General features: G+C 48.5%; 30 protein-coding genes. 25 read left to right on the forward strand and 5 right to left on the reverse strand.

The genetic code is table 11. The annotated features are described in order from the left end of the window. Positions 1-386 precede the first annotated feature (386 nt). The gene (locus Mal48_RS02285) at positions 387-2,324 is read left to right on the forward strand and encodes a TolC family protein (RefSeq protein WP_145195708.1); all 1,938 of its coding nucleotides are present in this window, start codon (positions 387-389) and stop codon (positions 2,322-2,324) included. Between the two features lie 30 nt (positions 2,325-2,354). Here Mal48_RS02285 and Mal48_RS02290 read toward each other — a convergent pair whose 3' ends face one another. The 3 genes from Mal48_RS02290 to rpsR all read right to left on the reverse strand — a co-directional run bounded on the left by Mal48_RS02290 (position 2,355) and on the right by rpsR (position 4,074). Next, positions 2,355-2,660, reverse strand: coding sequence for a DUF167 domain-containing protein (locus tag Mal48_RS02290; protein ID WP_145195710.1), 306 nt, complete (start codon positions 2,658-2,660; stop codon positions 2,355-2,357). Then, the gene (locus Mal48_RS02295) at positions 2,657-3,379 is read right to left on the reverse strand and encodes a YggS family pyridoxal phosphate-dependent enzyme (protein WP_145195711.1); all 723 of its coding nucleotides are present in this window, start codon (positions 3,377-3,379) and stop codon (positions 2,657-2,659) included. Before Mal48_RS02295 ends, Mal48_RS02290 begins: the two co-directional genes overlap by 4 nt. A 416-nt stretch (positions 3,380-3,795) precedes the next feature. Continuing rightward, entirely contained in the window at positions 3,796-4,074 is a 279-nt protein-coding gene (gene rpsR, locus Mal48_RS02300) for a 30S ribosomal protein S18 (RefSeq protein WP_145195713.1), read from the reverse strand. Between the two features lie 1,066 nt (positions 4,075-5,140). On the opposite strand from rpsR, the gene rpsJ reads away from it, so the two are divergent. The 22 genes from rpsJ to map all read left to right on the forward strand — a co-directional run bounded on the left by rpsJ (position 5,141) and on the right by map (position 17,808). Beyond that, positions 5,141-5,458 carry a 30S ribosomal protein S10 gene (rpsJ, locus tag Mal48_RS02305; RefSeq protein WP_261341964.1) on the forward strand — a complete coding sequence of 106 codons (318 nt, stop codon included), beginning with the start codon at positions 5,141-5,143 and terminating at the stop codon, positions 5,456-5,458. A 215-nt stretch (positions 5,459-5,673) separates the two neighbouring features. After that, positions 5,674-6,399 carry a 50S ribosomal protein L3 gene (gene rplC / locus Mal48_RS02310; protein WP_145195715.1) on the forward strand — a complete coding sequence of 242 codons (726 nt, stop codon included), beginning with the start codon at positions 5,674-5,676 and terminating at the stop codon, positions 6,397-6,399. 10 nt (positions 6,400-6,409) lie between these two features. Further along, positions 6,410-7,081 carry a 50S ribosomal protein L4 gene (gene rplD / locus Mal48_RS02315; RefSeq protein WP_145195717.1) on the forward strand — a complete coding sequence of 224 codons (672 nt, stop codon included), beginning with the start codon at positions 6,410-6,412 and terminating at the stop codon, positions 7,079-7,081. 51 nt (positions 7,082-7,132) lie between these two features. Further along, positions 7,133-7,426: a 50S ribosomal protein L23 gene (rplW, locus tag Mal48_RS02320; RefSeq protein WP_231739856.1), complete on the forward strand. Its 294-nt coding sequence runs from the start codon at positions 7,133-7,135 to the stop codon at positions 7,424-7,426. Positions 7,427-7,487: 61 nt separating this feature from the next. Continuing rightward, positions 7,488-8,360 carry a 50S ribosomal protein L2 gene (gene rplB / locus Mal48_RS02325; protein ID WP_145195721.1) on the forward strand — a complete coding sequence of 291 codons (873 nt, stop codon included), beginning with the start codon at positions 7,488-7,490 and terminating at the stop codon, positions 8,358-8,360. Positions 8,361-8,423: 63 nt separating this feature from the next. Beyond that, positions 8,424-8,693 carry a 30S ribosomal protein S19 gene (gene rpsS, locus Mal48_RS02330; protein ID WP_145195723.1) on the forward strand — a complete coding sequence of 90 codons (270 nt, stop codon included), beginning with the start codon at positions 8,424-8,426 and terminating at the stop codon, positions 8,691-8,693. A 77-nt stretch (positions 8,694-8,770) separates the two neighbouring features. Then, positions 8,771-9,115 (forward strand): 50S ribosomal protein L22, encoded by a 345-nt coding sequence (rplV, locus tag Mal48_RS02335; protein ID WP_145195725.1) that lies wholly within the window; start codon positions 8,771-8,773, stop codon positions 9,113-9,115. 15 nt (positions 9,116-9,130) lie between these two features. Continuing rightward, positions 9,131-9,832, forward strand: coding sequence for a 30S ribosomal protein S3 (gene rpsC / locus Mal48_RS02340; protein WP_145195727.1), 702 nt, complete (start codon positions 9,131-9,133; stop codon positions 9,830-9,832). Continuing rightward, positions 9,771-10,190: a 50S ribosomal protein L16 gene (gene rplP / locus Mal48_RS02345; protein WP_145195729.1), complete on the forward strand. Its 420-nt coding sequence runs from the start codon at positions 9,771-9,773 to the stop codon at positions 10,188-10,190. Before rpsC ends, rplP begins: the two co-directional genes overlap by 62 nt. 65 nt (positions 10,191-10,255) lie before the next feature. Further along, positions 10,256-10,462: a 50S ribosomal protein L29 gene (gene rpmC, locus Mal48_RS02350; RefSeq protein ID WP_145195731.1), complete on the forward strand. Its 207-nt coding sequence runs from the start codon at positions 10,256-10,258 to the stop codon at positions 10,460-10,462. A 36-nt stretch (positions 10,463-10,498) separates the two neighbouring features. Further along, positions 10,499-10,882, forward strand: coding sequence for a 30S ribosomal protein S17 (gene rpsQ / locus Mal48_RS23825; protein ID WP_145195733.1), 384 nt, complete (start codon positions 10,499-10,501; stop codon positions 10,880-10,882). Positions 10,883-11,032: 150 nt separating this feature from the next. Continuing rightward, positions 11,033-11,407: a 50S ribosomal protein L14 gene (rplN, locus tag Mal48_RS02360; protein ID WP_145195735.1), complete on the forward strand. Its 375-nt coding sequence runs from the start codon at positions 11,033-11,035 to the stop codon at positions 11,405-11,407. Between the two features lie 2 nt (positions 11,408-11,409). Continuing rightward, complete coding sequence (rplX, locus tag Mal48_RS02365) at positions 11,410-11,763, forward strand: 50S ribosomal protein L24 (protein WP_145195737.1); 354 nt, start codon at positions 11,410-11,412, stop codon at positions 11,761-11,763. A gap of 48 nt (positions 11,764-11,811) precedes the next feature. Further along, the gene (gene rplE, locus Mal48_RS02370; protein ID WP_145195739.1) at positions 11,812-12,366 is read left to right on the forward strand and encodes a 50S ribosomal protein L5; all 555 of its coding nucleotides are present in this window, start codon (positions 11,812-11,814) and stop codon (positions 12,364-12,366) included. An 8-nt stretch (positions 12,367-12,374) separates the two neighbouring features. Beyond that, on the forward strand, positions 12,375-12,560 hold the full coding sequence (locus Mal48_RS02375) for a type Z 30S ribosomal protein S14 (protein ID WP_145195741.1): 186 nt from the start codon (positions 12,375-12,377) through the stop codon (positions 12,558-12,560). A gap of 83 nt (positions 12,561-12,643) precedes the next feature. After that, a complete protein-coding gene (gene rpsH / locus Mal48_RS02380) occupies positions 12,644-13,039 on the forward strand; it encodes a 30S ribosomal protein S8 (protein ID WP_145195743.1) in 396 nt (131 codons plus the stop codon). Between the two features lie 63 nt (positions 13,040-13,102). Beyond that, on the forward strand, positions 13,103-13,648 hold the full coding sequence (rplF, locus tag Mal48_RS02385; RefSeq protein WP_145195745.1) for a 50S ribosomal protein L6: 546 nt from the start codon (positions 13,103-13,105) through the stop codon (positions 13,646-13,648). 70 nt (positions 13,649-13,718) lie between these two features. Further along, positions 13,719-14,084: a 50S ribosomal protein L18 gene (gene rplR, locus Mal48_RS02390; RefSeq protein ID WP_145195747.1), complete on the forward strand. Its 366-nt coding sequence runs from the start codon at positions 13,719-13,721 to the stop codon at positions 14,082-14,084. A gap of 116 nt (positions 14,085-14,200) precedes the next feature. Then, a complete protein-coding gene (rpsE, locus tag Mal48_RS02395; protein ID WP_231739858.1) occupies positions 14,201-14,689 on the forward strand; it encodes a 30S ribosomal protein S5 in 489 nt (162 codons plus the stop codon). A 175-nt stretch (positions 14,690-14,864) separates the two neighbouring features. Beyond that, complete coding sequence (rplO, locus tag Mal48_RS02400; protein WP_145195752.1) at positions 14,865-15,314, forward strand: 50S ribosomal protein L15; 450 nt, start codon at positions 14,865-14,867, stop codon at positions 15,312-15,314. Between the two features lie 286 nt (positions 15,315-15,600). Then, positions 15,601-16,959 (forward strand): preprotein translocase subunit SecY, encoded by a 1,359-nt coding sequence (gene secY, locus Mal48_RS02405; RefSeq protein WP_145195754.1) that lies wholly within the window; start codon positions 15,601-15,603, stop codon positions 16,957-16,959. A gap of 72 nt (positions 16,960-17,031) precedes the next feature. Further along, positions 17,032-17,808: a type I methionyl aminopeptidase gene (map, locus tag Mal48_RS02410; RefSeq protein WP_145195756.1), complete on the forward strand. Its 777-nt coding sequence runs from the start codon at positions 17,032-17,034 to the stop codon at positions 17,806-17,808. Between the two features lie 90 nt (positions 17,809-17,898). Here map and Mal48_RS02415 read toward each other — a convergent pair whose 3' ends face one another. Beyond that, positions 17,899-18,945, reverse strand: a complete 1,047-nt coding sequence (locus Mal48_RS02415) for a sialidase family protein (protein WP_197441978.1) — start codon at positions 18,943-18,945, stop codon at positions 17,899-17,901. Between the two features lie 205 nt (positions 18,946-19,150). Here Mal48_RS02415 and Mal48_RS02420 point away from each other — a divergent pair, with 205 nt between their 5' ends. Beyond that, complete coding sequence (locus Mal48_RS02420; RefSeq protein WP_145195758.1) at positions 19,151-22,537, forward strand: LamG-like jellyroll fold domain-containing protein; 3,387 nt, start codon at positions 19,151-19,153, stop codon at positions 22,535-22,537. Positions 22,538-22,661: 124 nt separating this feature from the next. Here the strand turns inward: Mal48_RS02420 and Mal48_RS02425 are convergent, their stop codons facing one another. Continuing rightward, positions 22,662-22,994: an FmdB family zinc ribbon protein gene (locus Mal48_RS02425; protein ID WP_145195760.1), complete on the reverse strand. Its 333-nt coding sequence runs from the start codon at positions 22,992-22,994 to the stop codon at positions 22,662-22,664. Positions 22,995-23,684: 690 nt separating this feature from the next. Between Mal48_RS02425 and Mal48_RS02430 the strand changes: the two genes are divergently transcribed. After that, a complete protein-coding gene (locus Mal48_RS02430; RefSeq protein ID WP_197441979.1) occupies positions 23,685-25,844 on the forward strand; it encodes an NfeD family protein in 2,160 nt (719 codons plus the stop codon). Positions 25,845-26,082 lie beyond the last annotated feature (238 nt).

The following is a 26,082-nucleotide window of genomic DNA, read 5'->3' on the forward strand; positions in this document are numbered from 1 at the left end:
ACTGAGCGCTGAATCTCGTGAGAGTTGCTGTCGAGGGCTTAAGTGGATCAGCGAAGGTTCTACCAAGTCGCAGGCAAAGGGGAAGGCAGGAACTCTCAACTGCTTTGGGGCGTGTCCGTTTCCTGAGACGTGACAGAACTTGAGCGGATCTTTATGGAATCCAGGAAAAGATCGGAGGTGTGCCCGTCGTGTTAAGCTGGGCAGGGGTGAAGTTATATGCGGGGCAGTTGGCATAAAAGCTGAGTTCTCCCGCCCTCAGAACCCGAATTCCCATCACGACCGGAACAAGCGATGCCGATGAACATTTTGATGTGTGCGTTTTAGCGCGATTGTAAGGGTTCTCCAGTAAATCATGCTGGAGGTAGTTTGAATGTTATCGTGGATTCATGAGCATTGGCCAGATAATTCTTCGACAGACTCAGACGGCGGTCCTCGGGTTACGCCGCAGGGCTCGTCAATTTCTTGTCGCGCCTGTTGCCTTGGCAACGCTCTTGAGCAGTTGCAAGCATCATGATGCCGTCGTAACGGATTCATCAGCGTACCTGCAAGCCGCGACCGCCATTGAGACTCCAGAGCTTGACTCCCCGGTCAATGAGCAAGCTCACTTAGCTGTCCGTCCGGTTTCGTTGTCGACTCAAGTTCCTGCTGAGTTCCGTGAAATCAGCTTGCAGGAAGCGGTTCAAATCTCGCTTGCGAACTCAAAAATCTTTCGCGACTTAGGTGGAATTGTTCTCCAGTCACCAGAATCAACGCGCTCAACAATGGATACAGCCATTCTTGAGACGGACCCACGGTTTGGCCCCCAGGCTGCCTTGTCTGCTTTCGATGCGACTTTCGCTGCCAGTGTTTTTTACGAGAAGAATGATCGTGCGTTGAATAATGAGTTCTTCGGTGGCGGAACACGGATTCTGGCACAAGAGGCAATGGTCTATCAAACGCAAATTTCCAAACGGACTCCCTTTGGTAGTCAGTTCACGCTTCGAAATAATATTGATTACGACGACAACAATGCCCCAGGAAACCAGTTTGCTGGGGCGTGGAATTTTAACGTCGAAGCAGAGTACCGTCAGTCACTTTTGCGGGGAGCCGGGATTGACTTCGGTCGAATTGCTGGCACAAGTCGCGTTCCTGGAGTGTATAACGGTGTTTTAATCGCTCGGGCAAATACCGATGTCTCTGTCGCTGACTTTGAAATTTCAGTTCGTGATTTTATCGATGATGTCGAAGAGGCATATTGGAATCTTTACTTCTCGTATCGAGATTTGGATACAAAAATTGCTGCTCGCGATGCAGCGCTTTCGACATGGAAACGCGTCCAGGCACTTGCCTCACAAGGTCGAATCGGCGGAGAAAAAGACAAAGAGGCTGAGGCCCGCGAGCAGTATTATCGCTTCCAGGAAGAAGTCGAAAATGCACTCACTGGACGTGTTCGAAATGGGACCTCTCCTTCAGGGCGAGGCCTGCATTTGACTGAACGGCGTTTGCGATATCTGATCGGTTTGCCTTCGGCTGATGGAGCGTTGCTTCGGCCATCGGAAGAGCCGACTCGTGCAGAGGTTGTCTTCGATTGGGATCTAAGTTTAGAAGAATCGCTGGCGAAACGGACGGAGTTGCGTCGTCAGAAATGGATGATCAAGCGTCGTGAGTTAGAACTTGTAGCGAGTCGGAATTTTCTGTTACCCGAGCTGGATGTGGTGGCCCTTTCGCGATGGCGAGGGTTTGGCGAAGACTTTGCTCGATATGACGATCCAGACCGGTTCGGGAGTGCTCTCGGGAATTTTGCAGATGGCGATTTTCAGGAGACTCAAATTGGGGTTGAGCTTGCCTTTCCTTTAGGGAATCGTCAGGCCCATGCAGCCGTTCGAAATGCAGAGTTCTTGCTCGCTCGCGAACGTGCCTTGCTGACGGAGCAAGAACAGCGTGTCGTTCTTGACTTGAGTAACGCCTACGCAGAGGTTGACCGCGCGTATCATGTTTTGCAAACGGTTTACAATCGTCGAGAGGCATCTCGGGAACGTGTGCGGGCTTTGGAAGTGGCCTTCGAACAGGATCAGGCGAAGCTCGATCTGGTGCTTGATGCTCAGCGCCGCTTGGCGGACTCGGAGTCTCACTATTACGATACTCTGGTTGAGTACAACAATTCCATTCGTGAGATGCATCGCGTCAAAGGAACGCTTCTGGAATACTCCGGAATCCATCTTTCAGAAGGGCCTTGGCCTTTGGATGCCTATGCGGATGGGAATGATAAACTGAATCGTCGGCGGAATCGCAAGGGGAAATATTTGCCCGGGCATCGTGTCATCTCTGCGGGTTATCAAGAGTAGTCCCGCTGAAGCGAAAGATTCTTTCCGACTTTATCTGTTGAGGAATTTTTTCAATCGCTCAAGCAGCTGCTCACTCGAAATTCCTGTGATGCGTAATTTCTTTCTAGAGTTGGTTTCACCGGAGACGATCATCAATTGCGATTTGCTGAGCTGTAATTCTTTTGATAGCAGTTTGATGATCGCTTTGTTTGCTTTTCCTTTTTCTGGAACCTGCGTCACTGCAACTTTTAAGTGACCATCATGCTCGCCAATAATTCCGTTTCTTCGCGATCCAGGAAGAGCCTGTATTGGTAGAAGTAGGGCGTCGTTTTCATGTGTCTGAATGTTCAGAGTCATGACGTTGGCTCGCACCCGGTGAATAAAACTGAGCCGAGCCGAATTAGCGTGGCTCCTTCTTCGATGGCAATTTCGAAGTCCTGACTCATTCCCATTGAAAGTTCTGTGAGCCGTTCTTCCTCTGAGTCATTGTTGAGTTGATCTTTGAGTTGACTTAGCCCGCGAAACGATTCTCGTATGATCTTTTCGTCGGGAGTGTTGGGAGCCATTGTCATCAGTCCCCGGACGTCAATATTCCGGAATTGGCAGATTTCTTCCCAGTTCGAGATTAATTGGCTCGGCGTGAAACCGCTTTTTGTCTCCTCGCCTGAGACGTTCACTTGCAAGAGTATGCGAGGGCGGAGTTCGAGTTCTTGAGCGTGTCGATTGATCGAATTCAGTAACCGTGTTGTGTCAACCGAGTGGATCAAGCTCGCGTATGGAAGAACCGCTTTCACTTTATTTCTTTGGAGCTGCCCGATGAGGTGCCAGTTGACGTCTTGCGGTAACTGATTTGCGCGCTCGATGAGTTGTTGTGGTCGATTTTCGCCCAATGGAGAGTTGCTCAGTTTGTGAAAGAGCTGGACGAGGTCGAGCTGTGTGTATTTGGTGACAGCTACAAGACTGACTGCGTCGGGGGAGCGATCAACTCGATGGGCGGCATCCTGGATGCGTTGCTGAACGTGCTCTAAGTTGGCTCGCAGGCGATTTTCGTGAGCTAGTGAGGGATCTGAAGGCATGGAAGAAGCGTGAGGTCAGTGGCAAAGGACTGGTCCTAGAGCAGTTAGCTCTACCGTGTGCCCGTGAATAACGCATTTCGCTAGTAAAAATACTGTTCGCCACGAGGCAGAACCTGCAAACCAATTCGAAAGATGCTCTGATGCAGTTTTGGAAAAGATGTACGCGAACAGTCTCGTGGAAATGAGTGATTCATCAGGTGGAAATCGCTCTTCACGGACGCGAGAAACACAAAAGTGTTCTAGGAGCGGTCTCAAAAACTATGCAATTGCGACCTTTCTCTATGTCGGAGATGTGAACAGTAAGTTTTGAGGCCAGTTCTAGAATGTCGCAAGGCGTAAAAAAAGGGGAGCAAATGCTCCCCTCGAGTGTTTCTTGCATTGCAATCTCTCACTGAGAGTGAGGGACTGAGTGGTTGCTATTCGTCAGAGACGTATGGTAGCAAGCCGATGAAGCGAGCTCGCAAAATTGCTTTGCGAACAGCTCTTTGGTAAATGGCTGAGGTTCCAGTTCGTCGACGAGGCAAGATTCGGCCTTCGCGATCGACGAGCTGTTTAAGAGTTTTTGTGTCTTTGTAATCGACATAGACAGGCCGTGGAATCTGCCCATCGGGGCAGAAACGACATGTCATTTTCCGCTTGAGGCGTGCTCGCTTTTTGCGAATCTTGCGGATGTCAGCTTTTGTCATGGACGCCATAGTGTCTACCTGGAAAATCTAACGCGAATTCAAGCCAACTATTATGGCAGAGAAGAGGCAGAACTGCAACTGATTGACGAGAGGAAAATTTCTGAATGGGGGCAACTTCGCCAGTTCAGTCTTATTTAGTTCGGGTCTGGTCGTTTTTGAGGCTGCTTAGCGAGGTTTCGTCGAGAAGTTCTGCTGGGCGGAGGTAGAGGGGTATCTGTTTTGTTGAATGGTGTGACAGATCTCTTTCGGGCAGGGGCCATTCTCTGGGGAGGGCCTCTTGGCGAATGTTAGGAAGGCAGGAATACACAGACTATTGTAATTGTTGAAAACGTTTTGGGTTGTTGGGGGATGTCAAAGTGGGGGCACACTATAAATGAAGAGGTCGTTTGAGTTCGTTCAGGGTGGTGCTGGAGGGTGGAGGATTCGGAAGTTCGAATTGTATGGGGTGAGGAGTAAGTTTTGGGGTTGCGTGGGACTTTATGGGGTGGCGAAGGCTGAAACCGCAGGGGGAGTATGAGAATTCAAAGGAGTGAGGTGATTGGTTTTATTCAATGTTAGATGTGAAAATGAGGGGGAAGGTTAGGGCTTGCGGGGTTTCTGGTAATGGGAAAGGTGTGAATTGGGAAGACACAGCTGGCGCTGGATGGTTCGCGGGGTCGGTGTAGTTAAGTGAAAAGAAATTTAGGCTGAGCATTGGTTTCGTTAGTGTTTTATGTAACAATCGTCGCGTTGCAAGTGGAGGTTGGCACTGTGTGACAATGACAATTTCATGGAGGTTGTTCGGTCTTGGGGGCAATCTTGTGAGGCTCGTGAAGTCGATTGTTAGAGGAAGTTGAAGAAGCTGCAAAAAACTGGTGAGATGAGCAGCGACTCTTCGTTGACAAAGAGAATGGTCGCCAGTAACATCCTCCGTTTCCCATACTCGGCGTGGCCACGGTCGGGATATGTAAGTGTTGTGAGTGGCGCCTGTTAAGTCGTTTTTAGACAAATCGCTTGAACGGGAGTGCTTAAGGTGTTTAGGGAAATGCCTCGGTGAGTGACTCTCGGAGTGGTTTATTCGTAGAGGAAGACAGCGGTGGCTGCGAACGAACGTATCCGGATCCGGATGGAAGCATTTGATCATTCTGTCCTTGATCAGTCGGCGTCAGACATTGTCGACACGGCAAAACGGACTGGTGCGATTGTTCATGGTCCAATTCCTTTGCCTACACGGATTGAGCGGTACACTGTGCTGCGAAGTCCGCACGTGAATAAGAAGTCTCGTGAGCAGTTCGAGATTCGGACTCATAAACGAGTGATTGATATTGTTCAGCCAACTGGGAAGACGATTGACGCTTTGAATAAGCTCTCGTTGCCTGCTGGTGTGGATATTAAGATTAAGGCATCTTCGTAGTTGGGGGTTGCCCGTTGCTCGGAGGTTGAGTTGCGTGGCAGTGCTGAAGTGGTCTTGGCATGTGTGCTTGCCGGGTTCTCCACTGAGGGTGTGATAAGTCTGATTGTGTTTTGCTGTTTGTCGGTGTGTGTTGCTCAGGTGTGAGTGGCCCGCTGCTAAGTGCAAAATTGATTTTAAAAAACAGTGGAAGCTGTCTGTTAATAAGAGGATGAGCCATGCCTTTGGGGCTCCTGGGTAAAAAAGTTGGAATGACTCAAGTGTACGACGACAATGGTGTCGCTGTGCCTGTTACGGTCATTGAAGCTGGCCCCTGTGTTGTTCTGCAGTTGAAGACTGTTGAGCGAGATGGTTATGAAGGTGTTCAGCTTGGCTATGATGACAAGTTGAGTGATAAGGATAAGGATCGCGAAGAGAGTCAGCGAAAGCGTTCTCGTGCTAATCGCGCAGAGCGTGGGCATGTTGCTCAATTGAAGAGTAAGCGGCAGCAACGTTTGTCTGAGGCTGGTGTTGAGTCTTCTCCGAAGGCTGGTTGTGAGCCGAAGAGACTTGTTCGTGAATTTCGGATTGATGGCGAAGGTCGTGAATACGAAGTTGGTCAGGAATTGACCGTCGCTGTTCTTGATGATGTGCAGAAGGTTGACGTTACCGCAACGAGTAAGGGGCGGGGAACGGCCGGTGTGATGAAGCGGCACAACTTTCAGGGTCAGCGGGCAACTCACGGTGTGAAGAAAGTTCACCGTAAAGCTGGGGGTATCGGTGCAGCGACCGACCCTGCTCGCGTCTGGAAGGGGAAACGGATGGCTGGCCAGTATGGAAACAAGCGGGCAACAATTCGGAGCCTTAAAGTGGTCCGTGTTGATGTCGAAAATAATGTGTTGCTCGTGAAGGGTGCCATTCCGGGGCCGAACGGTGGGTATGTCAGTATTCGAGCAGCAAAGTAGGTTGGTAGAAATGTCAGACGATACAAAGATTACAGCACCGATTCGCGACCTGGCTGGTGGTGAAGTTGGAACGTACGAATTCGACGGCAATGACTTGGCTGATCGGGTCAGTAAGCAATTACTGCACGATGTTGTCGTGATGTATGATGCAAATCGGCGACAAGGAACATTTAAGACGAAGACTCGTAGTGAAGTCTCTGGTCGTAAGAAGAAGATGTTCCGTCAGAAAGGGACTGGTAATGCCCGTATGGGTACTAAGCAGTCTCCCGTTCGCGTCGGTGGTGGTCATGCATTTGCAAAGCGTCCGCGAGATTTTTCTTACCGGTTGCCCAAGAAGGCAGTGCGGTTGGCGACTCGTATGGCGATGCTGAGTAAGTTTCAGGATGGTGAAGCAATTGTCTTGAATGAGCTTCAGTTGAGTGAGTCACGGACGAAGCCTGTGTTTAATATGTTGAACGCAGTTGGTCTCGGTGGAGATTCGGTTCTTCTCGTGATTCCAGAGTACGATTTGGATATCTGGCGTTCAGCCAGGAATATCCCGAATCTCTGGGTGGCACCGTTGAACGAGTTAAATGCATATTCGCTTCTGCATCAGAAGCACTTGTTGATCACGAAGGAAGCTATTGATCTTGCTCGCCAGGGATCGTTCGCGTCAACTGCAGAATCTGCAGCTGTTGGCTAAAGGTTTTGGTTGATTTGACGTGGATTGTTTTGCGAAGCATTGGAGTGAATTGTGGCAGGCATTGAATTAGAATCGCATCAGGTGGTCCTTCGTCCTCTCGTGACAGAGAAGGGGGTTCATCAGTCCGAAAAGTATAACGCGTATGCATTCGCGGTTCATCCGCAGGCAAATAAAGCTGATATCCGCAAAGCTGTTGAAGAATTGTGGGAAGTGCGTGTTGTTGCTGTGCGTACACAAAATCGCAAAGGTAAGCCACGTCGCAATCGGTTGACTCAAGGTCATACACAGAGTTGGAAAAAAGCAATTGTTCAATTGCATGATGAAGACCGAATCGCGTTTTTCTAAAAATGTGAAAAGCGTTCTTTGGTGCACATTAGAAGACATTTAGAAGTTTGAGAACTGTTCGATGGGAATTCGATATTACAAGCCGGTCACGCCAGGTCGCCGCGGAGCATCCGTCAGCGATTTCGCTGAAATTACGGATCGTAAGAAGCAGCCCGAGAAGAGCCTGACTGTTCGATTGACTCGCACAGGTGGTCGTAATCACCACGGGAAAATTACAGTTCGTCATCGCGGTGGTGGGCATCGGAAGATCTATCGTATTATTGATTTCAAGCGTCGACTTGATGACGTTGAAATGAAAGTGACTCACATTGAGTATGATCCTAACCGATCAGCTCGTATTGCATTGTTGGAGTATGATTGTCCGGAGTCAGGTAAACTGGTGAAAGTTTACATTCTGGCACCGAATGGTCTTAAAGCTGGCGATACAGTCAGCAATGGTGCGAATGCTGAACCGACAGTTGGAAATTGTCTTCCAATGTCGAAAATCCCTCAAGGGACGGAAATTCATAACATTGAAATGCAGCCTGGTCGTGGTGGGCAACTTGTCCGAAGTGCCGGGAACTATGCTGTTTTGAATGCCAGTGAAAAAGGTTGGGCTCAGGTAACATTGCCTTCTGGTGAAGTTCGACGTCTTCCTTCTGATTGTCGGGCAACAATTGGTGTAGTCAGTAACGCTGATCACTCCAAGGTTGTTTTGGGGAAGGCTGGCCGGACTCGGTGGAAAGGTCGTCGTCCTCATGTTCGAGGTACGGTGATGAACCCCGTCGCGCATCCGATGGGTGGTGGTGAAGGTCGAAACTCGGGTGGTCGTCATCCTTGTAGTCCAACAGGAAAATTGGCGAAGGGTGGAAATACTCGGAAACGACGTAAACCATCATCAAAAGCGATTATCCGTCGACGTCGATCACGTCGTTACGGACAGAAAAAACTGTAGGTCACATAACTGTATTTCAGCAGATTGGATTGAAGCGATTGCTTCAAGCATAGAGGTTATCGTATGAGTCGATCATTGAAGAAGGGGCCTTACGTAGATGAAAAGCTCCTGAAGAAGATCGCAAAACTGGACGAGAATGATCGAAAAGATCCCATTAAGACATGGGCTCGCAGGTCAACGATCTCTCCAGAATTTATTGGACACACTTTCCTTGTTCATAATGGCCGTCAACACGTCCAGGTTTATGTGACAGAGGATATGGTCGGGCATAAACTCGGCGAATTTTCTCCGACCCGAACATTTCGTGGACACGGGGCAAAAGGAAACAGGTAGTCGGTTGAGTCAGCTCTTTCCGCACTCAATATATGACTTGATTGTGGAAGTTGATAAGGCAGACAGGAGTTGGAATTATGGCATTGGTCAAAGCGAGTCATCGACACGCAAGAATTTCCGCGACAAAGGTTCGTCCTTTTGCGGACCTGATTCGCGGACTTTCTGTTGAAGAGGGTCTCCAGGTTCTCAAGTATGAACCAAATCGTGGTGCACGCTTCCTTGAGAAGGTTCTCAGAAGTGCTGCAGCGAATGCAGAAGATCGTGGTGCACGAAATGTTGACAATCTTCCTATTGTGGAATGTCGCATTGATGGCGGACCGATGTTCAAGCGATTGCAACCGCGAGCACGTGGAATGGCATTCCTGATTCGTCGTCGGTTTGCTCACATTCATGTGGCAATTGACGCACCAGAAGTGGAATAGGATAAGGACGGGGACATGGGACAAAAAGTACACCCACGAGGGTTCCGTATTGGCATCGTCGAACCTTGGCGAAGTCGTTGGTACGCGAATAAAAAAGAGTATGGTGATCTCCTTGTTGAAGATCGTAATATTCGTCTCTTCGTGAAGTCAGAATATAAGTCGGCAGCAATCGAAAAGATTGAAATCGACCGGACTCGAGACCAGGTGATCATTCATCTTTTCTCTGCCCGACCAGGAATTATCATTGGCCGTAAAGGTCAGGAAATTGACCGACTGAAAGCTCGTCTGGAAGATAAATTTGGACGACGCATGGAAGTCAAGATTGTCGAAATCAACAACCCGTATCGCTGTGCACAATTGATCGCTGAAGACATTGCTCAGCAATTAACAAAGCGGGGTAGTTTCCGTCGTGCAATCAAGAGAACACTTGATCAAGTGATGGAAGCTGGAGTGTTGGGGGTAAAAATTGAGCTCTCAGGTCGTCTTGGTGGTGCAGAGATGTCCCGCCGCGAAAAGGCCAGTCGAGGATCAATTCCACTCTCTACACTGCAGAGAAAAGTTGACTACGGTTTTACTGAATCGAAAACAGCACAAGGTGTGATTGGCGTTAAGGTCTGGGTGGACCTCGGCGACTACGCAGACGAGGAGAATTCCGATGGCGCTAATGCCGAAGCGGGTAAAGTATCGAAAAAGGCAAAGAGGTCGCATAAAAGGTAATGCGACTCGTGGAAACACGGTTGCATTCGGTGAGTTTGGTCTGCAGTCTACTCAAGCTGGACACATCTCAGCCCGAACCATTGAAGCCTGTCGTATTGCGGCGACTCAATATATTCGTGGAACTGGCGGAAAACTTTTCATCCGCATTTTTCCAGATAAGTCAGTGACGGCCCGCCCTCTTGAAACCCGTATGGGTAAGGGTAAGGGAGAACCGGATCACTGGGTTGCAGTAGTGAAGCCTGGGACAGTTTTGTTTGAAATTGCGGGGGGAACGCACGACGCAGCTCGTGATTGTTTCAACCGTGTTGCACATAAACTTCCAGTTCGAGTTCGTTTGGTTGAACGTCAACCCGGTTAATTTTTGTCTCTTCTTGATGGCACTTTTTTTCTGTCATCTTTACAATACGCAATGCGACAAGAGTCATGTCGAAAGCAAATGAACTTCGCGAAATGAATGAAGAACAGCTTCAGGCTGAGTTAAAGTTAACTCAGCAGGAATTGTTCAGATTGCGTTTTCAAGCCTCTACGGAAAAACTGGATGCTCCCAGTAATCTGAAGAAGCTACGCAGAACAATCGCGCGAATTAAAACACTCCTGCACGAAAGCCGTTTGGCTGGTGCAGAGTCATAATAATAGAAACAACGAGCCTGTAAGAGCACAGCTGATATGCGTACTACGTTGATTGGTGTTGTCACAAGTGATCGAAATTCGAAGACGCGCCGCGTCGATGTTGAACGTTTGCATCAGCATTCCAAGTACAAAAAAATTGTACGAGGTCGGACAGTCTGTTACGTCCATGATGAGAATAACGACTCTAAAATCGGTGATACTATTGAAATCACTGAATGTCGTCCTCGCTCGAAGTCAAAACGTTGGGAACTCGTTCGAGTAGTGAAGAGCGTCTCCGATGTTGCGAGTCAGTTGAAGCGTGAAGATCAGGTTACAGACGGCGAGTTGAATGCTGCTGATATTGAAGAGCAGATTGATTCAAGTGGAGCTGATAAGACTCCCGTTGAAAGTTCAGATGGCGAACAAGCTGCCACTGAATAGTTCATGAAGATCTGCGAACGCAGGTAATAGTTCGGGTAAGACTTTTCAAAGTCGAGAAATGCTGCTTTTCTGTTAAGTGTGCATTTCAGTCAAAGTTAATACACTCTACAGGGTCGAGTTACCCTGTTATTTGTTGGGAATTATGGCGTCATGATCCAGATGCAAACAGTCTTGGATGTCGCAGACAATACAGGGGCGAAAACCGTCCGTTGTATTCGCGTCCTTGGTGGAACTCGTCGTCGGACGGCTTCACTTGGCGACGTGATTGTTGTGAGTATTCAAAAGTCGATTGCTGGTGCTCCGGAAGCTTTTCGAAAAGGAAAAGTCACTCGTGGAGTCATTGTTCGTGTTCGTAAGAATACTCGCAGATCAGATGGTAGTTACGTCCGTTTTGATAGCAATGCAGTCGTGCTTGTTGATCCAGACGGAAGTCCTCGTGGAACCAGGATCTTCGGAGCCGTTGCTAGAGAATTACGAGATCATAAGTTCATGAAGATCATTAGCCTCGCTAGTGAGGTGGTGTAACGATGAAGATTAAACGCGGAGATATGGTCCTGGTCACAGCCGGTGACGATCGATCATCCACACCAAGGCCTGTTCAACAAGTCCTCGATAATGGACAGAAAGTCCTTATTGAAGGTGTGAACCTGGTTTATAAACATGTGAAACGTGGCCATCCCAAGAGTCCTCAAGGTGGGCGTCTACGGATGGAGAAACCTATTCAAAGTTCAAATGTGGTCTATTACTGCACCTCATGTGAACAGGGTGTGAAATTAGGTTATCGCTTCAACGAAAATGGTGAGAAAGAACGTTATTGTCGAAAGTGTTCTAATGGCATCGGAGTTGTCTCTCCTGCACGTGGGAAACACATTCAGTCGTAATCGGCAAGTTAGATATATCGCTTCTAAGTATCGTGAGGTTGGGTTCAAATGGCCCGGTTTAAAGAAAAATATAACACCGAGATCGTTCCGAAGCTCTCCGACCAGCTTGGACGTGAGAACCGGCATAGCTTACCCAAAATCGAAAAGATTGTGGTTAGCATGGGAGTCGGAGCTGCAATTCAAGATCAAAAAGTTCTTGATGAGGCTCTGGGGTATTTGATGCAGATCACAGGTCAAAAACCATCAGTTCGTCGTTCGCGTAAGTCAATTGCACAGTTTAAGCTTCGCGAAGGAATGCGAATTGGTGGTGCAGTGACTCTTCGCAAACAGAGGATGTACGAATTCCTGGACCGTTTGATCACTTTGGTTTTACCACGTGTTCGAGATTTCCGTGGTGTTAATCCGAATGCGTTTGATGGTCGAGGCAATTACAGCCTGGGGTTGAGCGAGCAAGTCGTTTTCCCTGAAGTGAATGCAGACAAGGTCAAGAATATTCAGGGTATGAATATTGCGATTGTTACGTCTGCTGAGAATGATGACGAAGCACGTCTCTTGCTGAAAGAGTTTGGTATGCCGTTCAAAGACCCGAGTAAGAAGCGTTAGGATAAGACATGGCTAGCAAATCAAAAATCGCGAAAGCAAGCAGGACTCCTAAGTTCAGTTCACGTATTGAACGTCGCTGTGCATTGTGTGGCAGACCTCGAGCGGTATATCGTAAGTTCAAAGTTTGTCGTATCTGCTTCCGTGACTTGTGCTTGGATGGTGTTGTCCCCGGGATGAAAAAAGCAAGCTGGTAATACTTGCTTGTAATGTGAAGTCAGTACGATTAACAGAATTATCAATACAATGAAGACAGACGAGATCCGAGGGTTCCCGAATAATGATGACTGATCCGATTGCTGATATGTTGACACGTATTCGCAATGCAATACAAATCGAACGACCTTTTGTTGACATTCCATTGTCAAAAGTCAAGATTGGAATCGCTGAGGTACTTCAGCGTGAAGGTTATATTTGGGATTTCGAAGTCGTTGAGCAAGAACCACAATCGATTCTCCGAGTCAATCTAAAGTACAGTCCGACAGGTGAACGAGTGATTCAAAAGATCTCTCGTGTAAGTAAACCTGGTCGTCGTGTCTATGTCGACTATCGCAATCTCCCAGAGGTTCTTGATGGAATGGGCATCTGTGTGATGTCAACCAATCAGGGCGTCTTGAGCAATCGCGAAGCGAAAAAAAATCATGTTGGTGGTGAAGTGATTTGTGAAGTTTGGTAGTCGCCAACACTTTCTGAGAACAACTACTTAGGACATTTATGTCCTAAAATGCAGGTAAGAGTCATGTCGAGAATTGGAAAAAAACCGATTCCAGTCGCCGTTGGGACCGAAGTCACCATCTCTGATGGAGTGATTCAAGTAAAAGGTAAAAACGGTGAGTTGTCTTTCGAACATCATCCAAATATAGAAGTTGTTTGGAATGACAGTGATCGAGTCGTTCAGGTTAGCCGGCCTAATGATCAACCTCAAAACCGTGCACTGCATGGTCTGACTAGAGCTCTGATTGCAAATATGGTCGAAGGGGTTAATGAGCCCTTCGTGAGAAAACTTGAGATCCAAGGTGTCGGCTATCAGGCAACTCTGAATGGCAAAGAGCTTGCTCTTCAAGTAGGCTTTGCGAATACCGTACGATTGCCAGTTCCAGAAAATGTTTCTTGTGAACTTCCCAACTCTACATCCATCGTTGTGAAGAGCACAGACAAACAAGCTGTTGGTCAATTTGCAGCGAATATTCGTCGTGTCCGTCCACCTGAGCCTTATAAAGGTAAAGGGATTCGTTACGAGGGAGAACAAGTTCGTCGCAAGTCTGGTAAGGCTTTCGGTAGTTAATCGAATCATCCAGTCATACCATCATTGCTTTTAATTGTTCCAACAGAAATCAAAAGTTCGGAAGTGAGTCATGAAAGTTGGAAAGCGAATTGCTGTTCAGCGTGTTAGACGTCAAAATCATGTCCGTAATCGCGTACGTGCAACAGGTCGTCTTCGCTTGACTGTGTGTCGCAGTAATCGCAACATCTCCGCTCAGATCATCGATGATGAAACTGGTCGGACTCTAGTTTCAGCGAGTACGTTGGAAAAAGAGCTTGGTGGTGCAGGTAAAGCACACGGTAATGTTGAGTCGGCTAAAAAAGTCGGAAAAGCTCTCGGTGAACGTGCAGTAAAAGCTGGAATTACAGCTGTTGCTTTTGATCGAGGGTCTTATAAGTTTCATGGACGTGTTGCTGCGATCGCAGAAGCCATCCGTGAATCTGGTGTGAACGTTTAATTAATAACTTTGAATTCAGATTCAGCTTTAATCAAAGAGAATTTCGACAAGTCTATCGTCTAGCATTGTTTAGTGCTTTTCAGATCTTTGTTGAATGAATGTTGGGAGTGGCCGTCGTGGCACATCAAGACAGCGGACAAGGTACTAAAAATCCTGAACGAGTTGTTCAGATTCGACGATGTGCGTGTGTGGTTAAAGGTGGACGACGTTTCAGCTTTGCCTCCCTCGTTGTAGTTGGAGATGAAAACGGTCGTGTAGGCTATGGGTATGGTAAAGGAACAGAAGTTCCTGTTGCTGTCGAAAAGGCTACAAAACAGGCCAATCGTTCAATGCATCCTGTTTCACTGGATGGCACAACGATCCCTCATCAGGTTGAAGGTCGGTTTGGCGCATCGAAAGTTCTGTTGATGCCAGCTGCTCCTGGTACAGGAATCATTGCTGGAGAGACAGTTCGTGCTGTTGTTGAACTGGTCGGTGTCAAAGATATTTTGACCAAATGCAGAGGATCTGCAAACCCTGTCAATCTTGTTAAAGCAACATTCGACGCACTCTTGAAGCTGCGAACGAAAGATGATGTTGCTCGACTTCGTGGCGTTGAGATTTAAGTTCGATGTGACTTCCGTAACTGGAATGTTCAATCAGACAAAATCTTCCGTCCACTATTTCTTATTTCTTCTAAATCACTTATCGTAGATCTTTATATCTATGATTTGAAAATCTGAGTCGACTGTTTCGAGCATCTGTTTGAAGAGTGTCCTCGAAATTATTGGAATTACAGCCATGATGATCAACGACGTCCACCAGGGCATCACAAAGAATAAAAACCGCAAACGTGTTGGTCGCGGTGTTGGGTCTGGGCATGGAAAGACTTGTGGTCGAGGTCACAAGGGTGCAGGAAGTCGGCGTGGTCATTCAAAGCGACTCGGATTTGCTGGTGGTCAGATGCCACTTTTCCGTTTAGTTGCTAAACGTGGCTTCAATAACAACGCTTTTTCCAAAAAGGTTATCGCCGTTAACATCGGAACACTTCAAAAGCATTTTGAAGATGGTTCTGAGGTGAATCCGGAAACTTTAAAGCGAATTGGTTTGGCAAAAGGAACTTACGATTTCATCAAGATTCTTGGTGATGGTGAGTTGTCCTCCAAGCTCGTTATCAAAGCACATCGATTTTCAAAGTCCGCTTTAGAAAAGATCGAAGCATCTGGTGGCACTGCCGAGATTCTTGTTTAGGATCCATTCGTGCAGCTGTCGAAATCTGCTGATTCAGAACGTTTGGTATCAATATTCTTGATAGAAATGCGAACCGTAAAGAGGAATTCTATTAAATCGCACTGAGAAATCCGCGATCAGAGCTCTTTGGACTTGCATTATCAGGGGGAGATTCGTTACCTCCTACGTCATCAATGATAAATATTTCAAAATTGACATTCCAAACTTCATGAGCTTCATCACAGCCGAATTCTTTTCTTTGTGATGCACGTGAAATCAGGACGGTTTACGATAAGGAAGTTGTTACATGCTGTCTCGCCTGAAAACCGTTTTCACGATCCCTGAGTTGCGTCAGAAGGTGATGATCACTTTGATCCTTCTCGGTGTGTATCGGATGGGATTCTCGATTCCGTTGCCATTCATCGATCAGGCAGCTTTTGCTGAAAACTTCAAGAATATGGCTGGCCAACAGGGAATGGGTCAGGTTCTTCAAGCCGTTGCATTGTTATCCGCTTCAAAGCTGGGGAATGCAACTATCTTTGGCCTGGGGATTATGCCCTATATTTCTGCTTCGATTATCTTTCAGCTGCTGGGGCAAGTCTATCCTCCGCTAGAAGCCTTGCAAAAAGAAGGTGAGACGGGCCGCAAGAAAATCAATGAATATACTCGGTATGCGACCGTTGTGATTTGTTTAGGGCAGAGTTTCTTCTGGATCAGGATGCTAAGTAGCGGAGGAATGGGCCAGGGAATGGTGCTCGAGGATTACAGTGGGTTCTTTTATGTCATGGTGGCAACAATCACTATGACGACTGGGACCTTACTGTTGATGTGGATCGGTGAGCAGATTGACGAGTATGGTATTGGTAACGGAATCAGCTTATTGATTATGGCAGGAATTTTGGCTCAGATGCCAACTGCAGGCATGGAACTGCTTCGTCCTGCGTTCAAATCAGGAATTGGACTTGGTACCGATGCGGGTGTCGACAAACTCCTTCCGTTAGCTGTCATTTTTGTGTCAGTTGTCTTGGGGGTTATAGCAATCACTCAGGCTCAACGCCGTATCCCGATTCAAAGTGCTAAGCATGTCCGTGGTCGCCGAGTTCTTGGTGGACAACGTCAGTTTTTACCGTTGCGGGTTAACCAGGCTGGCGTGATGCCGATCATCTTCGCTTCGAGTCTGTTGATGTTTCCGATGTTTATCTTCGGTTACCTGAATCAAGCTTTTCCAAACAGCTCGTTTCTCTCAATGGCGAACAGTACTTTCGGTGGTGGACGAGGATTGATCTACAACTTGGTTTACGTCGGCCTGATCTTCTTCTTCTGTTATTTCTGGACAAGCATTACCTTTAATCCAAAGGATATGGCTGAGAACCTCAAGGATTACGGAAGTTTTGTTCCGGGGTATCGACCAGGCTCTCATACAGAGAAATACCTGGATCAAGTCATGACACGTATCACTTATGTTGGAGCAGGATTCTTGGCCTTGATCGCCATTATTCCAACATTGGTTGCGAGCGGGATGAGTATTTCATTCATGATCGCCAGTTTCTATGGGGGAACCGGTTTGCTCATTGTCGTCTCTGTGGCTTTGGATCTAGTCCAGAAGATTGATTCGCATTTGGTCATGCGAAACAAACCTGGAATGCTGGAATCTGAAGACGTTTAATCTTCGGTAACATCTTGAACACTTCAAACCCGGCCTCGGTCGGGTTTTTTATTGCACTGACTGAGGTCTATTTTGATCACTCTCAAAAGCAAACGTGAACTGGTATTGATGAAAGAGGCTGGGCAACTCGTCGCTCAAGCTCATCGGATTGTTCGTAGTATGATTGAACCGGGAGTCACTACCGGTGAAATCGATGCACAGGTTGAAGCCTTCTTTGAAAAGCATAACGCTGAACCATTATTCAAAGGTTATCCCGGAGATGTCCCTTTTCCGGCTGTGACCTGTATGAGCGTTAATGAACAAATTGTTCATGGCATACCCGGTGATTATGAATTGAAATCTGGTGATATTCTTAGTGTCGACACCGGATGTCGAGTCAATGGATGGTGCGGGGATTCTGCTTGGACTTATGCTGTTGGGGATGTCAGTCCGGAGACTCAGCGATTGCTTGATGTCGGCGAGGAGATTCTCAACGTTGCGATTGAGCAAGCTGGCAAGCAGAAGAAGTGGTCGACAGTCGCCAAAAAGATGATGAAAATTGCCAAGGCTAATCGTTATTCTCTTGTGGAGAAATTTGTGGGTCATGGGATCGGTCGTGACATGCATGAACCTCCGCAAGTCCCCAATTACACTAAGAAAGAGCTTGAGTACGAGGACTTCGAACTGAAACCTGGCTTGGTTCTGGCGATTGAACCGATGCTTAATCAAGGGACTCCTGATATTCGAGTCTTAGCTGACAAGTGGACTGCCGTTACAAAAGACGGAAAGCTAAGTGTCCATTTTGAACACACGGTCGCTCTTACCGAGGATGGTCCTGTTCGCCTGACCGGTCAGGATGGCGAAGTTTGACGACTATTGATCGAAAATCCGCTGATGATTACAGATCTCCGTCCTGTTGATTGAAGTTGCTCGCCGGCCCGGTTTCGGTTCACAAGTTCGTTACTTCTGACTGGTCTTGAGCTCTGGGATTTTGACCTTTGCTAAATAGATGCTGGTTTTACCTTCGTGAGATGAGTAGTAGCTGACCCATAGAATTCCTTCATGTAAGACCATGCCAGCGTAACTGGTGTCTCCACCGGATGGGAGTTCGAGGACTTCGGTGAGCGTCGCAGTTTCTTGATCGAGCCAGGAAAGGGAGGTACGGGCACGTTTGTCGTACAGTCTTGTGGTTGCCAAGATACGACCATCGGGAAGTTGGATCATTTCCGGACCGCCGATGCGAGCGTTGGTGTCTCTGAATGTCCAGTCTGTATATGGGGCTTTCGCTGTTCCGAGTTGAGCAAGTTTGTTTCCCGTTTCGTGCCGTAGCAAACATAGAGCGGTTCCATCTTTCATGAAGAGGATTTTGTCTTCGCCACAACCGTTTGGTGCGGGGACTTTCTTGACGAGGGTCTCAAACGTCTTTCCGTCTGCGGATTTATAAAGCCGTAATGTCCGCTGCGTCCGGTCGCGGTTCGTGTTGTAACCCATCGTGTATGCGTGGTTTTCGTGCCATTGCGTTCGCCAGAGCCAGAACCCTGGGGCGCCGATGGCATGGCCTTCATCCCATGTTTCTCCTCCGTCATCGGAGAACCAACTCATGGAGTAGTAGCGAATCTCCTCGTCAGCAAGCATGCCGGCTCCGTTGAGCATCAGGCGATTATCTGGTGTGACGGTCAGTTTGGCATCACGCAGGTCGTATTTGGGATGCGTGACGAGTGCGATCGATTTCCATTCTTTACCATCTTTTGATCTGAGGACACGTAATGCTCCATCAGGGGAGACGTGTGCTTTGCCTTCACGAAAGACGCAGTACCACTGGTCGTTGTATCGGAGTAGATCGGTGAATGCGTTATGCGGAGCTTTGTCCCAGATCTTTTGAACTTCCAGCAGGACCGGCTTCTCAGTGAGGCCGGGTTTCTCTTCAGCACGCAGATGCGAAGTCGGTGCGAAGTTTGTGAATGCGAGGATGAACAGGGCCTGTCTGAATGGTTGATGCAATTTCATTTTGTCACTCGTATTGCGTGATTCGAAAGTGAGAGGAAGTCTGAGAAAGTGATTTGGGGGAACCGACCACTCGAAACATCAGGGTTGATTGATCAGAATTCGAATCGTGGATGAATCGGTGTTGCGATGCAAGTGCTCCAGCTGATGGGCTGGTTGACAGTTGAGAGATTCTTCTGGAGACTGAACTTCGAATCAAGAGGATTGAATGCCTGGTTCACTCCCGGTGGAGTGTCAGGATTTGAAATTTTGGAAAGAGATCATGGCACATTTTCGACTTGCAACTTCGAGGCTGGCTTCGGCATCTAAACTGTTTCTGTTGACGACTCTCTTGTGCGGGGGGCTGACCTCGCGAGTGGACGCTCAAACTGATGCGGTGCAGTGGTGGAAAGAGTACACCGGAATTGAGGCGAACGGACCAGCGGTGCTGGGGTATTGGAAGTTTGATGGTGGCCAGGCGGGGTTTCTGAAGGATTCCTCTTCGCATGATCATCAAGCGACCCTGCGAGGTGCGAAGCTGAATGCTTCGGGGCGATTTGGGGGGTGTCTGGAAAGCTCCGCGGGGTATCCGATTGAAGATGAAAGTCACTCAATCCATGTGGCGAAATCTCCGGTTTTGTCACCACGGGGGGCGTTTACGATTGAGATGTGGATTCGTGGTAAGGATGCTGAAGCGTTTCCGCCGGAGGTACGCCCCGTGTTGATGGATATGAAATATGTACCGGGCAACCATACCGGGTTCCTGTTCTCAATGACGAACGAGAGTGGTGATGGGACTCGGCGGTTTTCGATGGCAATCGGTTTGGGAGAGAACTCTCAGACCTGGTATTCACATCCGTTTCGATTGAAGAAAGATGCGTGGCAGCATATCGCATTGACATATGACGCCGCCGGGACGCTGGCTTTTTATCTGGATGGCTCGGAACTGAGTCGCTCTACCGTTGAAGGAGCGGGGGCGATGGCGACGGCGACGCGGTATCTTTCAATCGGTGATCGTAGCGGCTCTTTGTATAACGGGTTTCCCGGCTACATCGATGGAGTCCGGATGACGCAAGGTGTGCGGGAGTTTCGACCGATTCGGTTTGAGTCAGCAACTGGCCGGTTTGTCGCGGTCAGAATGAGCCCGCAGGCGAAGGTGAGTGGGGAACTCATTAATCAGACGGGGCAGCCTCTCACTGCTGGGAGTGTCACTGCAATTCTTCCGGGGGGAGATGTTCAGAAGTTGCAGTTGAAAGAGATCCCGAAGTCCGGGACTCAAACGATTGAGTTTCCTGTTGATTCCTCTCTTCGTCCCGGAGAGTACGAAGTTGAGTTGGTCGTCGATTTGCCGAAATGGGGTGACGCTGGAGAAGGTTTTCAATCGAAAGTGAAATTTCCTTTTGTGATCACTCCTCGTCCGCTTCCGGAGCGAATGCCGGTTGTGATGTGGGGAGTTGGTGGAACAGACAATGTGATCGAGCAGATTCCAACGCTGAAGGAGTTGGGCTTCACTCATTGCCTCGGTTTGCGAGTCGATTATCAACGCGTTTGGGATGAAGGAGAAAAAGCGACAGCAATGTCTCCAGAGCAAATTCTCAACGGGAGAAAGATGCTCAACGCAGCTTTGGAGAACGACGTGCAAATTGTGGCTTCGCTTTCTCCGGGAAGTTGGTTGCGGAGAGCCTCTGCCGGGGAACCGTTCTTGAGAATTGATCGGAACGGAAAGCATTACGATCGTGAAGATGTCAGTGGGGTCTTTCCACAGATTCAGGACTTTTGCTTCAACACGGGAGCCGCGGTCGGGAAAGCGTACGGTGATCATCCCGCTTTTGATGCGGCATTATTGCATACCGAGGTTCGTGGTGAGTCTCAGGTTTCATTTCATCCGCAAGAAGTTGCAGCGTATCGTGAAGCAACAGGAGCTGAAATCCCGGCGGAAGTCGTCATTAAAAATGGAGTTCAGTATCAGAAGCTGAAAGACTTCCCGAAGGATCGAGTCATCGCGGACGATCATCCCATCTTGAAATTCTATCAGTGGTTCTGGCAAAAAGGCGACAACTGGAACGATCTCAATACTCGTTTACACAATGGGCTCAAACAGAATGTGAGCAACAAAGACTTCTGGACATTTTACGATCCGGCTGTTCGCGTTCCCAGTATCAGTGGAAGTGGTGGAGAAGCGGATGTCCTTTCGCACTGGACATACAGCTACCCCGATCCGATTCGAATCGGACTCTGTACAGATGAATTATTTGAAATGGCTCGGGCGAACGGACATGAGCAAGACGTCATGAAAATGACGCAGCTGATCTGGTATCGATCGCAAACTGCACCGATTCAAAAGAAAGCCACAGGAGAAACATCTCCGTGGGTCGATCGGGACCCTGACGCGGCCTACATCACGATCGCCCCTATGCACTTGCGTGAAGCCTTCTGGTGGAAGATGGCTCGGCCGATCAAGGGGATCATGTATCATGGCTGGCAATCGCTGGTCGAAATGGAATCTCCGGGAGCGTATCGATATACAAATCCGAACACGAAGCATGAACTCAAGCGGTTAGTCAATGAGGTCGTTGTTCCACTTGGCCCAACGTTGAAGCAAGTTCCGGATGCCAATACAGATGTGGTGTTTCTGGAAAGTTTCACGTCGCAAATGTTTGCTCGGCGGGGGACGTACGGTTGGAATCGTGGGTGGGCTGGCGACATGTATCACATCCTGATGTATGCACAACTTCAACCACGAGTCATCTATGAAGAGTCGCTCTTGAAAGGTGGGCTGGACGGCGCCAAGGTGCTTGTACTGGCGGACTGTGATGTCCTGACTGATTCCGCAGTGAAAGCGATTCAGAAATTTCAGGCTGCGGGAGGACTGATTGTTGGTGATGCTGAAGTCTGCCCAGCGATTCAAAGAGATTACACAATCACGCGGTTCGGTCGGACAAAAAAAGCGGATGTAGATCGAGCTAAGCTAGTGAAGATTGCGACAGATCTTCACAAGTGGCTGGAAGGGAAGTATTCGTTTGCCGTCGAATCGACAAATCATGACGTGGTGACGCGGCGAAGGAAATCAGGAACGACTGATTACATTTTCGCAGTGAATGATCATCGTGAGTTCGGCAGTTATGTTGGACCGTTTGAAATGGCGATGGAAAATGGATTGCCATCAAAGACTGATCTTCTCCTGAACCGGAAGCAGGGCTACCTGTACGATCTTGTGAACGGCGTTGAAGTGACAGCGATGAAGAAAGGGCAGGGGCTCAGCCTGCCTGTCAGCCTCGGTCCCTGTGAAGGACGGGTTTATATGGTGACGGAACGTCCGATTCGTGATGTGAAGGTCGCTGTTCCAGACTCGGCAAAACGGGGTGGCAAGGTGACGATCCAGATCGGCATCACGGATGGAGAGGCTCCTGTGGATGCGGTCGTCCCGCTGCATGTTCGCATCGTTGATCCTGAAGGGATTGAAGCAGAGTTTACCGGGTACTATGGGGCAGCCAACGGAACGTGTTCCATAGAGGTTGATCTCGCTTCGAACGACCGGATCGGAGTCTGGGAGATTCAGGCGAAAGAACTCGCTTCAGGGAAATCGTCAGCCGGTTATCTTCGAGTGATCGAATGATCGCGGATGATAGAAAACTGTTTCTCCGGGCACTCGTTGTGTCCGGCGTCTCAGAGTGACACGATCTGAAATTGTGACGCTGGGAAATTGTCACTCACTGGAGAAGAGGGGGCTGAATGGATTTTCAGTCGAGGTGTTTCAGGTCGTTTGACTTGATAGGTGCGTCGGCTGAGATTGTGCGCGGTCCTTTTCCTGCAGTCTTTTCGTAAGTTCCGTCACCTGCTTTGACGTACTTCGTGAAGCCCATTTTCTCCAGCTTCTTATTGTCGTTCGTACTTTTGTGCATAGCAGATTCAGACCATGTCCCGCCGATGAAGGGTGGCTGAATGACTCGGCGCACAGGTTCACCGGTTTCAGGGTGCTCGGTGAGAGCCTCTGCTGAAATTGGCTGAATCAGCTCAAAGACCTCGCCGCCTGAGCCGTCTTCGTTGATGACTTCGTAAACATAAGTTGGCATGTCGTCCGACCAGTCAAAAGAATGGATCTGTCTGGAAACAGTCTCAATACCTATGGAATTGCGACCTTTCTCTGTCTCAGAGAAGTGAATAGCAAGTTTTGAGACCAGTTCTAGAATATTATTGCGTAACTCAAGAACTTGAATAGTTAAAATACCTCACCGAGGCTGGAAAATCATGCATGAGTCGGCAATCTGTCAGGAAATGTTTCATGATTTCATCCCACCGTTCGGTTTAGAGCAGTTTGGTCTGCCTTGTGCCCGGATAGAACACGTTTTACCAGCGAAATTGCTGTTCGCACCAGGCAGGACGTAAAAACGAATATTGGATTTCATCCGGAGGAAAAGGTCGAGTTTCTTGTGTTTCCACTCTCTTATTCTGGTATTTTCGCTGATTGCAGCTTTGGGACATCATTTTTAGTGCGGAGAGATCAAAGTTACGGATCGGATTGATCCAGCTCGCTCAGGAAATCGTTCGAGAATATGGGAACGATTTGACCCCTTTTTTCGAATCGTCCTATAATCCATAGTAACATCTGTACTTGCGCCTGAATTGTGCAACGTATCTTTGTTAAAATCCGTCACTGTGAATCATTTCCCACTTCAGGGTCGTTTCGAATGTCATTTTCGTTTTCGTCATCCCGGTTCTCTCGAGTGGCGCCATGTTTCGCTCGAGTCACGCTGTTCAGCGCAATGTTGCTGTTTGGTCTGAGCGCAATCGAAGAGCTCTCTGCCCAGGAACAGGAAGTGACACCCGTGGGGCGATTGATCCCATTGGAGAGTCCGTTAAGTGACGAGGCGCTTGGGCTTGTCCGCCGGACAGCTTTGGAGCTTCAAAGCATTGCAGAAACAGAAGATCGAAAAACCTATTTGTTTCTGGAAATTAAACCGGGCATCACCGAGTTTCACAATGCTTTTGCGATGGCAGAATTCCTGACAGCTTCAGCCATTCAAAATGTGACAACGGTCGCCTGGGTTTCGGAAACTGTCACTGGCAACAATGCTCTGGTTGCGTTGGCCTGTAAAGAGATTGTGATGGCGCCGGATGCAAAGTTGGGTGACTTAGGACGAGGGAAGGCGGTCGCTGAGGATCGGCAGGAAATTGTGTTGGCGATTGTTGCGAAGCGACGGAATGCACGCGTCACCACTCCGCTGGCAAAGGCGATGCTCGACCCGGCTGTTTCTTTGGTCAATGTGACCATCGAAACCGAAAACGGTGAGCGGGAAACACGTCTTGCGACAGCGGACGAAGCGTCAGCGCTGCTTGATTCCGGAGCTGTCATTCAAAAGAAAACAACAATTAAAGAGTCCGGGACTCCAGGAATTTTCTCTGGAGAAGATGCACAAAGATATCAAATGCTGGCGAGGCAAATCGCCAACACACGTAACGAAGTCGCTGACGCGTTTCAGCTTCCGGTTGAATCGCTACGGGAACTCACCGCTCCCGATGCCGAAACGAACGTTGCTTATATTCTATTGCACGATGAGATTGATCGTGTCTTTCATTCGTTTGCACTATCGCAAATTGACCGCGCAGTTGCTCAAGGTGCGAAGACGATCATCTTTGAAGTTGATACTCCCGGTGGGTTGCTGGATGTCTGCATCGATTTGTCTTCCCGAATCATTCGATTGAACGAATCAGGAATCCGGACAATTGCATACATCCCGAATCAAGCAATCAGTGGTGGAGCGATTATTTCAGCAGCATGCTCAGAAATCTACATGCAGCCAGATGCCAAAATCGGTGATGCCATGCCGATCAGCCTGACAATCGGTGGCGGGTTTGTGCATGCCGATCCCAAAATATTGAGTGTCCTCCTGGAACACATGCGGATGCTTGCCGAGAAAACGGGGCGACCGACAGTTCTGGTCGAGGGGTTCTGTGATGCCAAGCTGGAAGCATTCGAAGTTACGAATAAAACGAGCGGGCGCAAGTGGTACATGTCCGAAGATGAAATTCATAAATCGAACGGTGAATGGATTAAAGGGCCGCGTGTTCCCGAGTCGCGTCCCGAGGTGGCAGTCTTTGTGAATGGGCGACGTGCACATGAATTGAAACTGGCTTCTGCACCTGTCGAAAATGTTGAAGAACTTAAAGAGCGGCTTGGGATTCCCTTGAGTATGGAGTTCCAGGTGACGGAACGTTCCTGGGTCGATTCTCTGGTCTTTTGGCTCAACAACGAATGGGTCACCGGGATGCTCTTCTTTCTGGCGATTGTCTGCATCTACATCGAAATGGCGACGATGACCGGGTTCTTTGGAATTCTCGCAGCTTCAGCGTTTGGCGTCTTCTTCTGGAGTCGGATGCTTGGGGGAACGGCATCGACTCTGGAACTTTCCATGTTTGTGCTTGGCCTCGGTTGTCTGGCGATGGAGGTCTTTGTCATCCCCGGATTTGGAGTCTTCGGCGTCTCGGGAATTCTGATGATTGTTGGGTCACTTGTGATGGCAAGTATGACCTTCAGCGGGTTTGGCGTGCAGTACGATATGGAGCGTGTCGTCGTTTCCTTTGCTCCATTTGCAGCCTCGCTAGTTGGGGTGATTGTCTTCGCAAGTTTTCTAGGGAAGTACTTACCTCATATCCCCATACTCAATAGCATGATTCTCACTCCACCGAACATTGTGCCTGAAGATGATGAGCCTCGATTACGGGCCACCAGTCGGCAGGCAACTTCTGAACTGGTCGGCTCTGTAGGGGCGGCCGTCTCGGATTTACGTCCAGCAGGCAAGGCTCAGATTGACGGTCGTTTATACGACGTTGTCAGTGATGGGCCGTACATCCAATTCGACTGCGACATCGAGGTCGTTAAAGTCCAGGGGAACCGAATCGTCGTTCGTGAAAAAACGGTCTGATAGGGCAAAACGCTACAGTTTGCGACTGAATCTCTCTTGAATTCAGCTTGCCGCTGCCAATAAAGATGGCTATTTGGAATGCGATCTGCTGAAGATGAACATTTTGTGAAAATTCGATGATTTCCCTATCAATTTTTTGTGATAAATACCTTAGACTTAGGGTAGCCGCAAAGATTGCGCACTCGGTTCTCTGCCGAGCTGATGATGAAGAATCCATTCGGTTAATTGTTGTTCAGCA

Source organism: Thalassoglobus polymorphus (assembly GCF_007744255.1).
In the GTDB taxonomy this organism is placed as follows: Bacteria; Planctomycetota; Planctomycetia; order Planctomycetales; family Planctomycetaceae; genus Thalassoglobus; species Thalassoglobus polymorphus.

Coding starts and splice junctions, on each gene's coding strand:
- Mal48_RS02285 (WP_145195708.1), top strand. CDS start 387: ATGAGCATTGGCCAGATAATTCTTCGACAGACTCAGACGGCGGTCCTC.
- Mal48_RS02290 (WP_145195710.1), bottom strand. CDS start 2,660: ATGACTCTGAACATTCAGACACATGAAAACGACGCCCTACTTCTACCA.
- Mal48_RS02295 (WP_145195711.1), bottom strand. CDS start 3,379: ATGCCTTCAGATCCCTCACTAGCTCACGAAAATCGCCTGCGAGCCAAC.
- rpsR (WP_145195713.1), bottom strand. CDS start 4,074: ATGGCGTCCATGACAAAAGCTGACATCCGCAAGATTCGCAAAAAGCGA.
- rplC (WP_145195715.1), top strand. CDS start 5,674: ATGCCTTTGGGGCTCCTGGGTAAAAAAGTTGGAATGACTCAAGTGTAC.
- rplD (WP_145195717.1), top strand. CDS start 6,410: ATGTCAGACGATACAAAGATTACAGCACCGATTCGCGACCTGGCTGGT.
- rplB (WP_145195721.1), top strand. CDS start 7,488: ATGGGAATTCGATATTACAAGCCGGTCACGCCAGGTCGCCGCGGAGCA.
- rpsS (WP_145195723.1), top strand. CDS start 8,424: ATGAGTCGATCATTGAAGAAGGGGCCTTACGTAGATGAAAAGCTCCTG.
- rplV (WP_145195725.1), top strand. CDS start 8,771: ATGGCATTGGTCAAAGCGAGTCATCGACACGCAAGAATTTCCGCGACA.
- rpsC (WP_145195727.1), top strand. CDS start 9,131: ATGGGACAAAAAGTACACCCACGAGGGTTCCGTATTGGCATCGTCGAA.
- rplP (WP_145195729.1), top strand. CDS start 9,771: ATGGCGCTAATGCCGAAGCGGGTAAAGTATCGAAAAAGGCAAAGAGGT.
- rpmC (WP_145195731.1), top strand. CDS start 10,256: ATGTCGAAAGCAAATGAACTTCGCGAAATGAATGAAGAACAGCTTCAG.
- rpsQ (WP_145195733.1), top strand. CDS start 10,499: ATGCGTACTACGTTGATTGGTGTTGTCACAAGTGATCGAAATTCGAAG.
- rplN (WP_145195735.1), top strand. CDS start 11,033: ATGATCCAGATGCAAACAGTCTTGGATGTCGCAGACAATACAGGGGCG.
- rplX (WP_145195737.1), top strand. CDS start 11,410: ATGAAGATTAAACGCGGAGATATGGTCCTGGTCACAGCCGGTGACGAT.
- rplE (WP_145195739.1), top strand. CDS start 11,812: ATGGCCCGGTTTAAAGAAAAATATAACACCGAGATCGTTCCGAAGCTC.
- Mal48_RS02375 (WP_145195741.1), top strand. CDS start 12,375: ATGGCTAGCAAATCAAAAATCGCGAAAGCAAGCAGGACTCCTAAGTTC.
- rpsH (WP_145195743.1), top strand. CDS start 12,644: ATGATGACTGATCCGATTGCTGATATGTTGACACGTATTCGCAATGCA.
- rplF (WP_145195745.1), top strand. CDS start 13,103: ATGTCGAGAATTGGAAAAAAACCGATTCCAGTCGCCGTTGGGACCGAA.
- rplR (WP_145195747.1), top strand. CDS start 13,719: ATGAAAGTTGGAAAGCGAATTGCTGTTCAGCGTGTTAGACGTCAAAAT.
- rplO (WP_145195752.1), top strand. CDS start 14,865: ATGATGATCAACGACGTCCACCAGGGCATCACAAAGAATAAAAACCGC.
- secY (WP_145195754.1), top strand. CDS start 15,601: ATGCTGTCTCGCCTGAAAACCGTTTTCACGATCCCTGAGTTGCGTCAG.
- Mal48_RS02415 (WP_197441978.1), bottom strand. CDS start 18,945: ATGAAATTGCATCAACCATTCAGACAGGCCCTGTTCATCCTCGCATTC.
- Mal48_RS02420 (WP_145195758.1), top strand. CDS start 19,151: ATGCCTGGTTCACTCCCGGTGGAGTGTCAGGATTTGAAATTTTGGAAA.
- Mal48_RS02425 (WP_145195760.1), bottom strand. CDS start 22,994: ATGCCAACTTATGTTTACGAAGTCATCAACGAAGACGGCTCAGGCGGC.
- Mal48_RS02430 (WP_197441979.1), top strand. CDS start 23,685: ATGTTGCTGTTTGGTCTGAGCGCAATCGAAGAGCTCTCTGCCCAGGAA.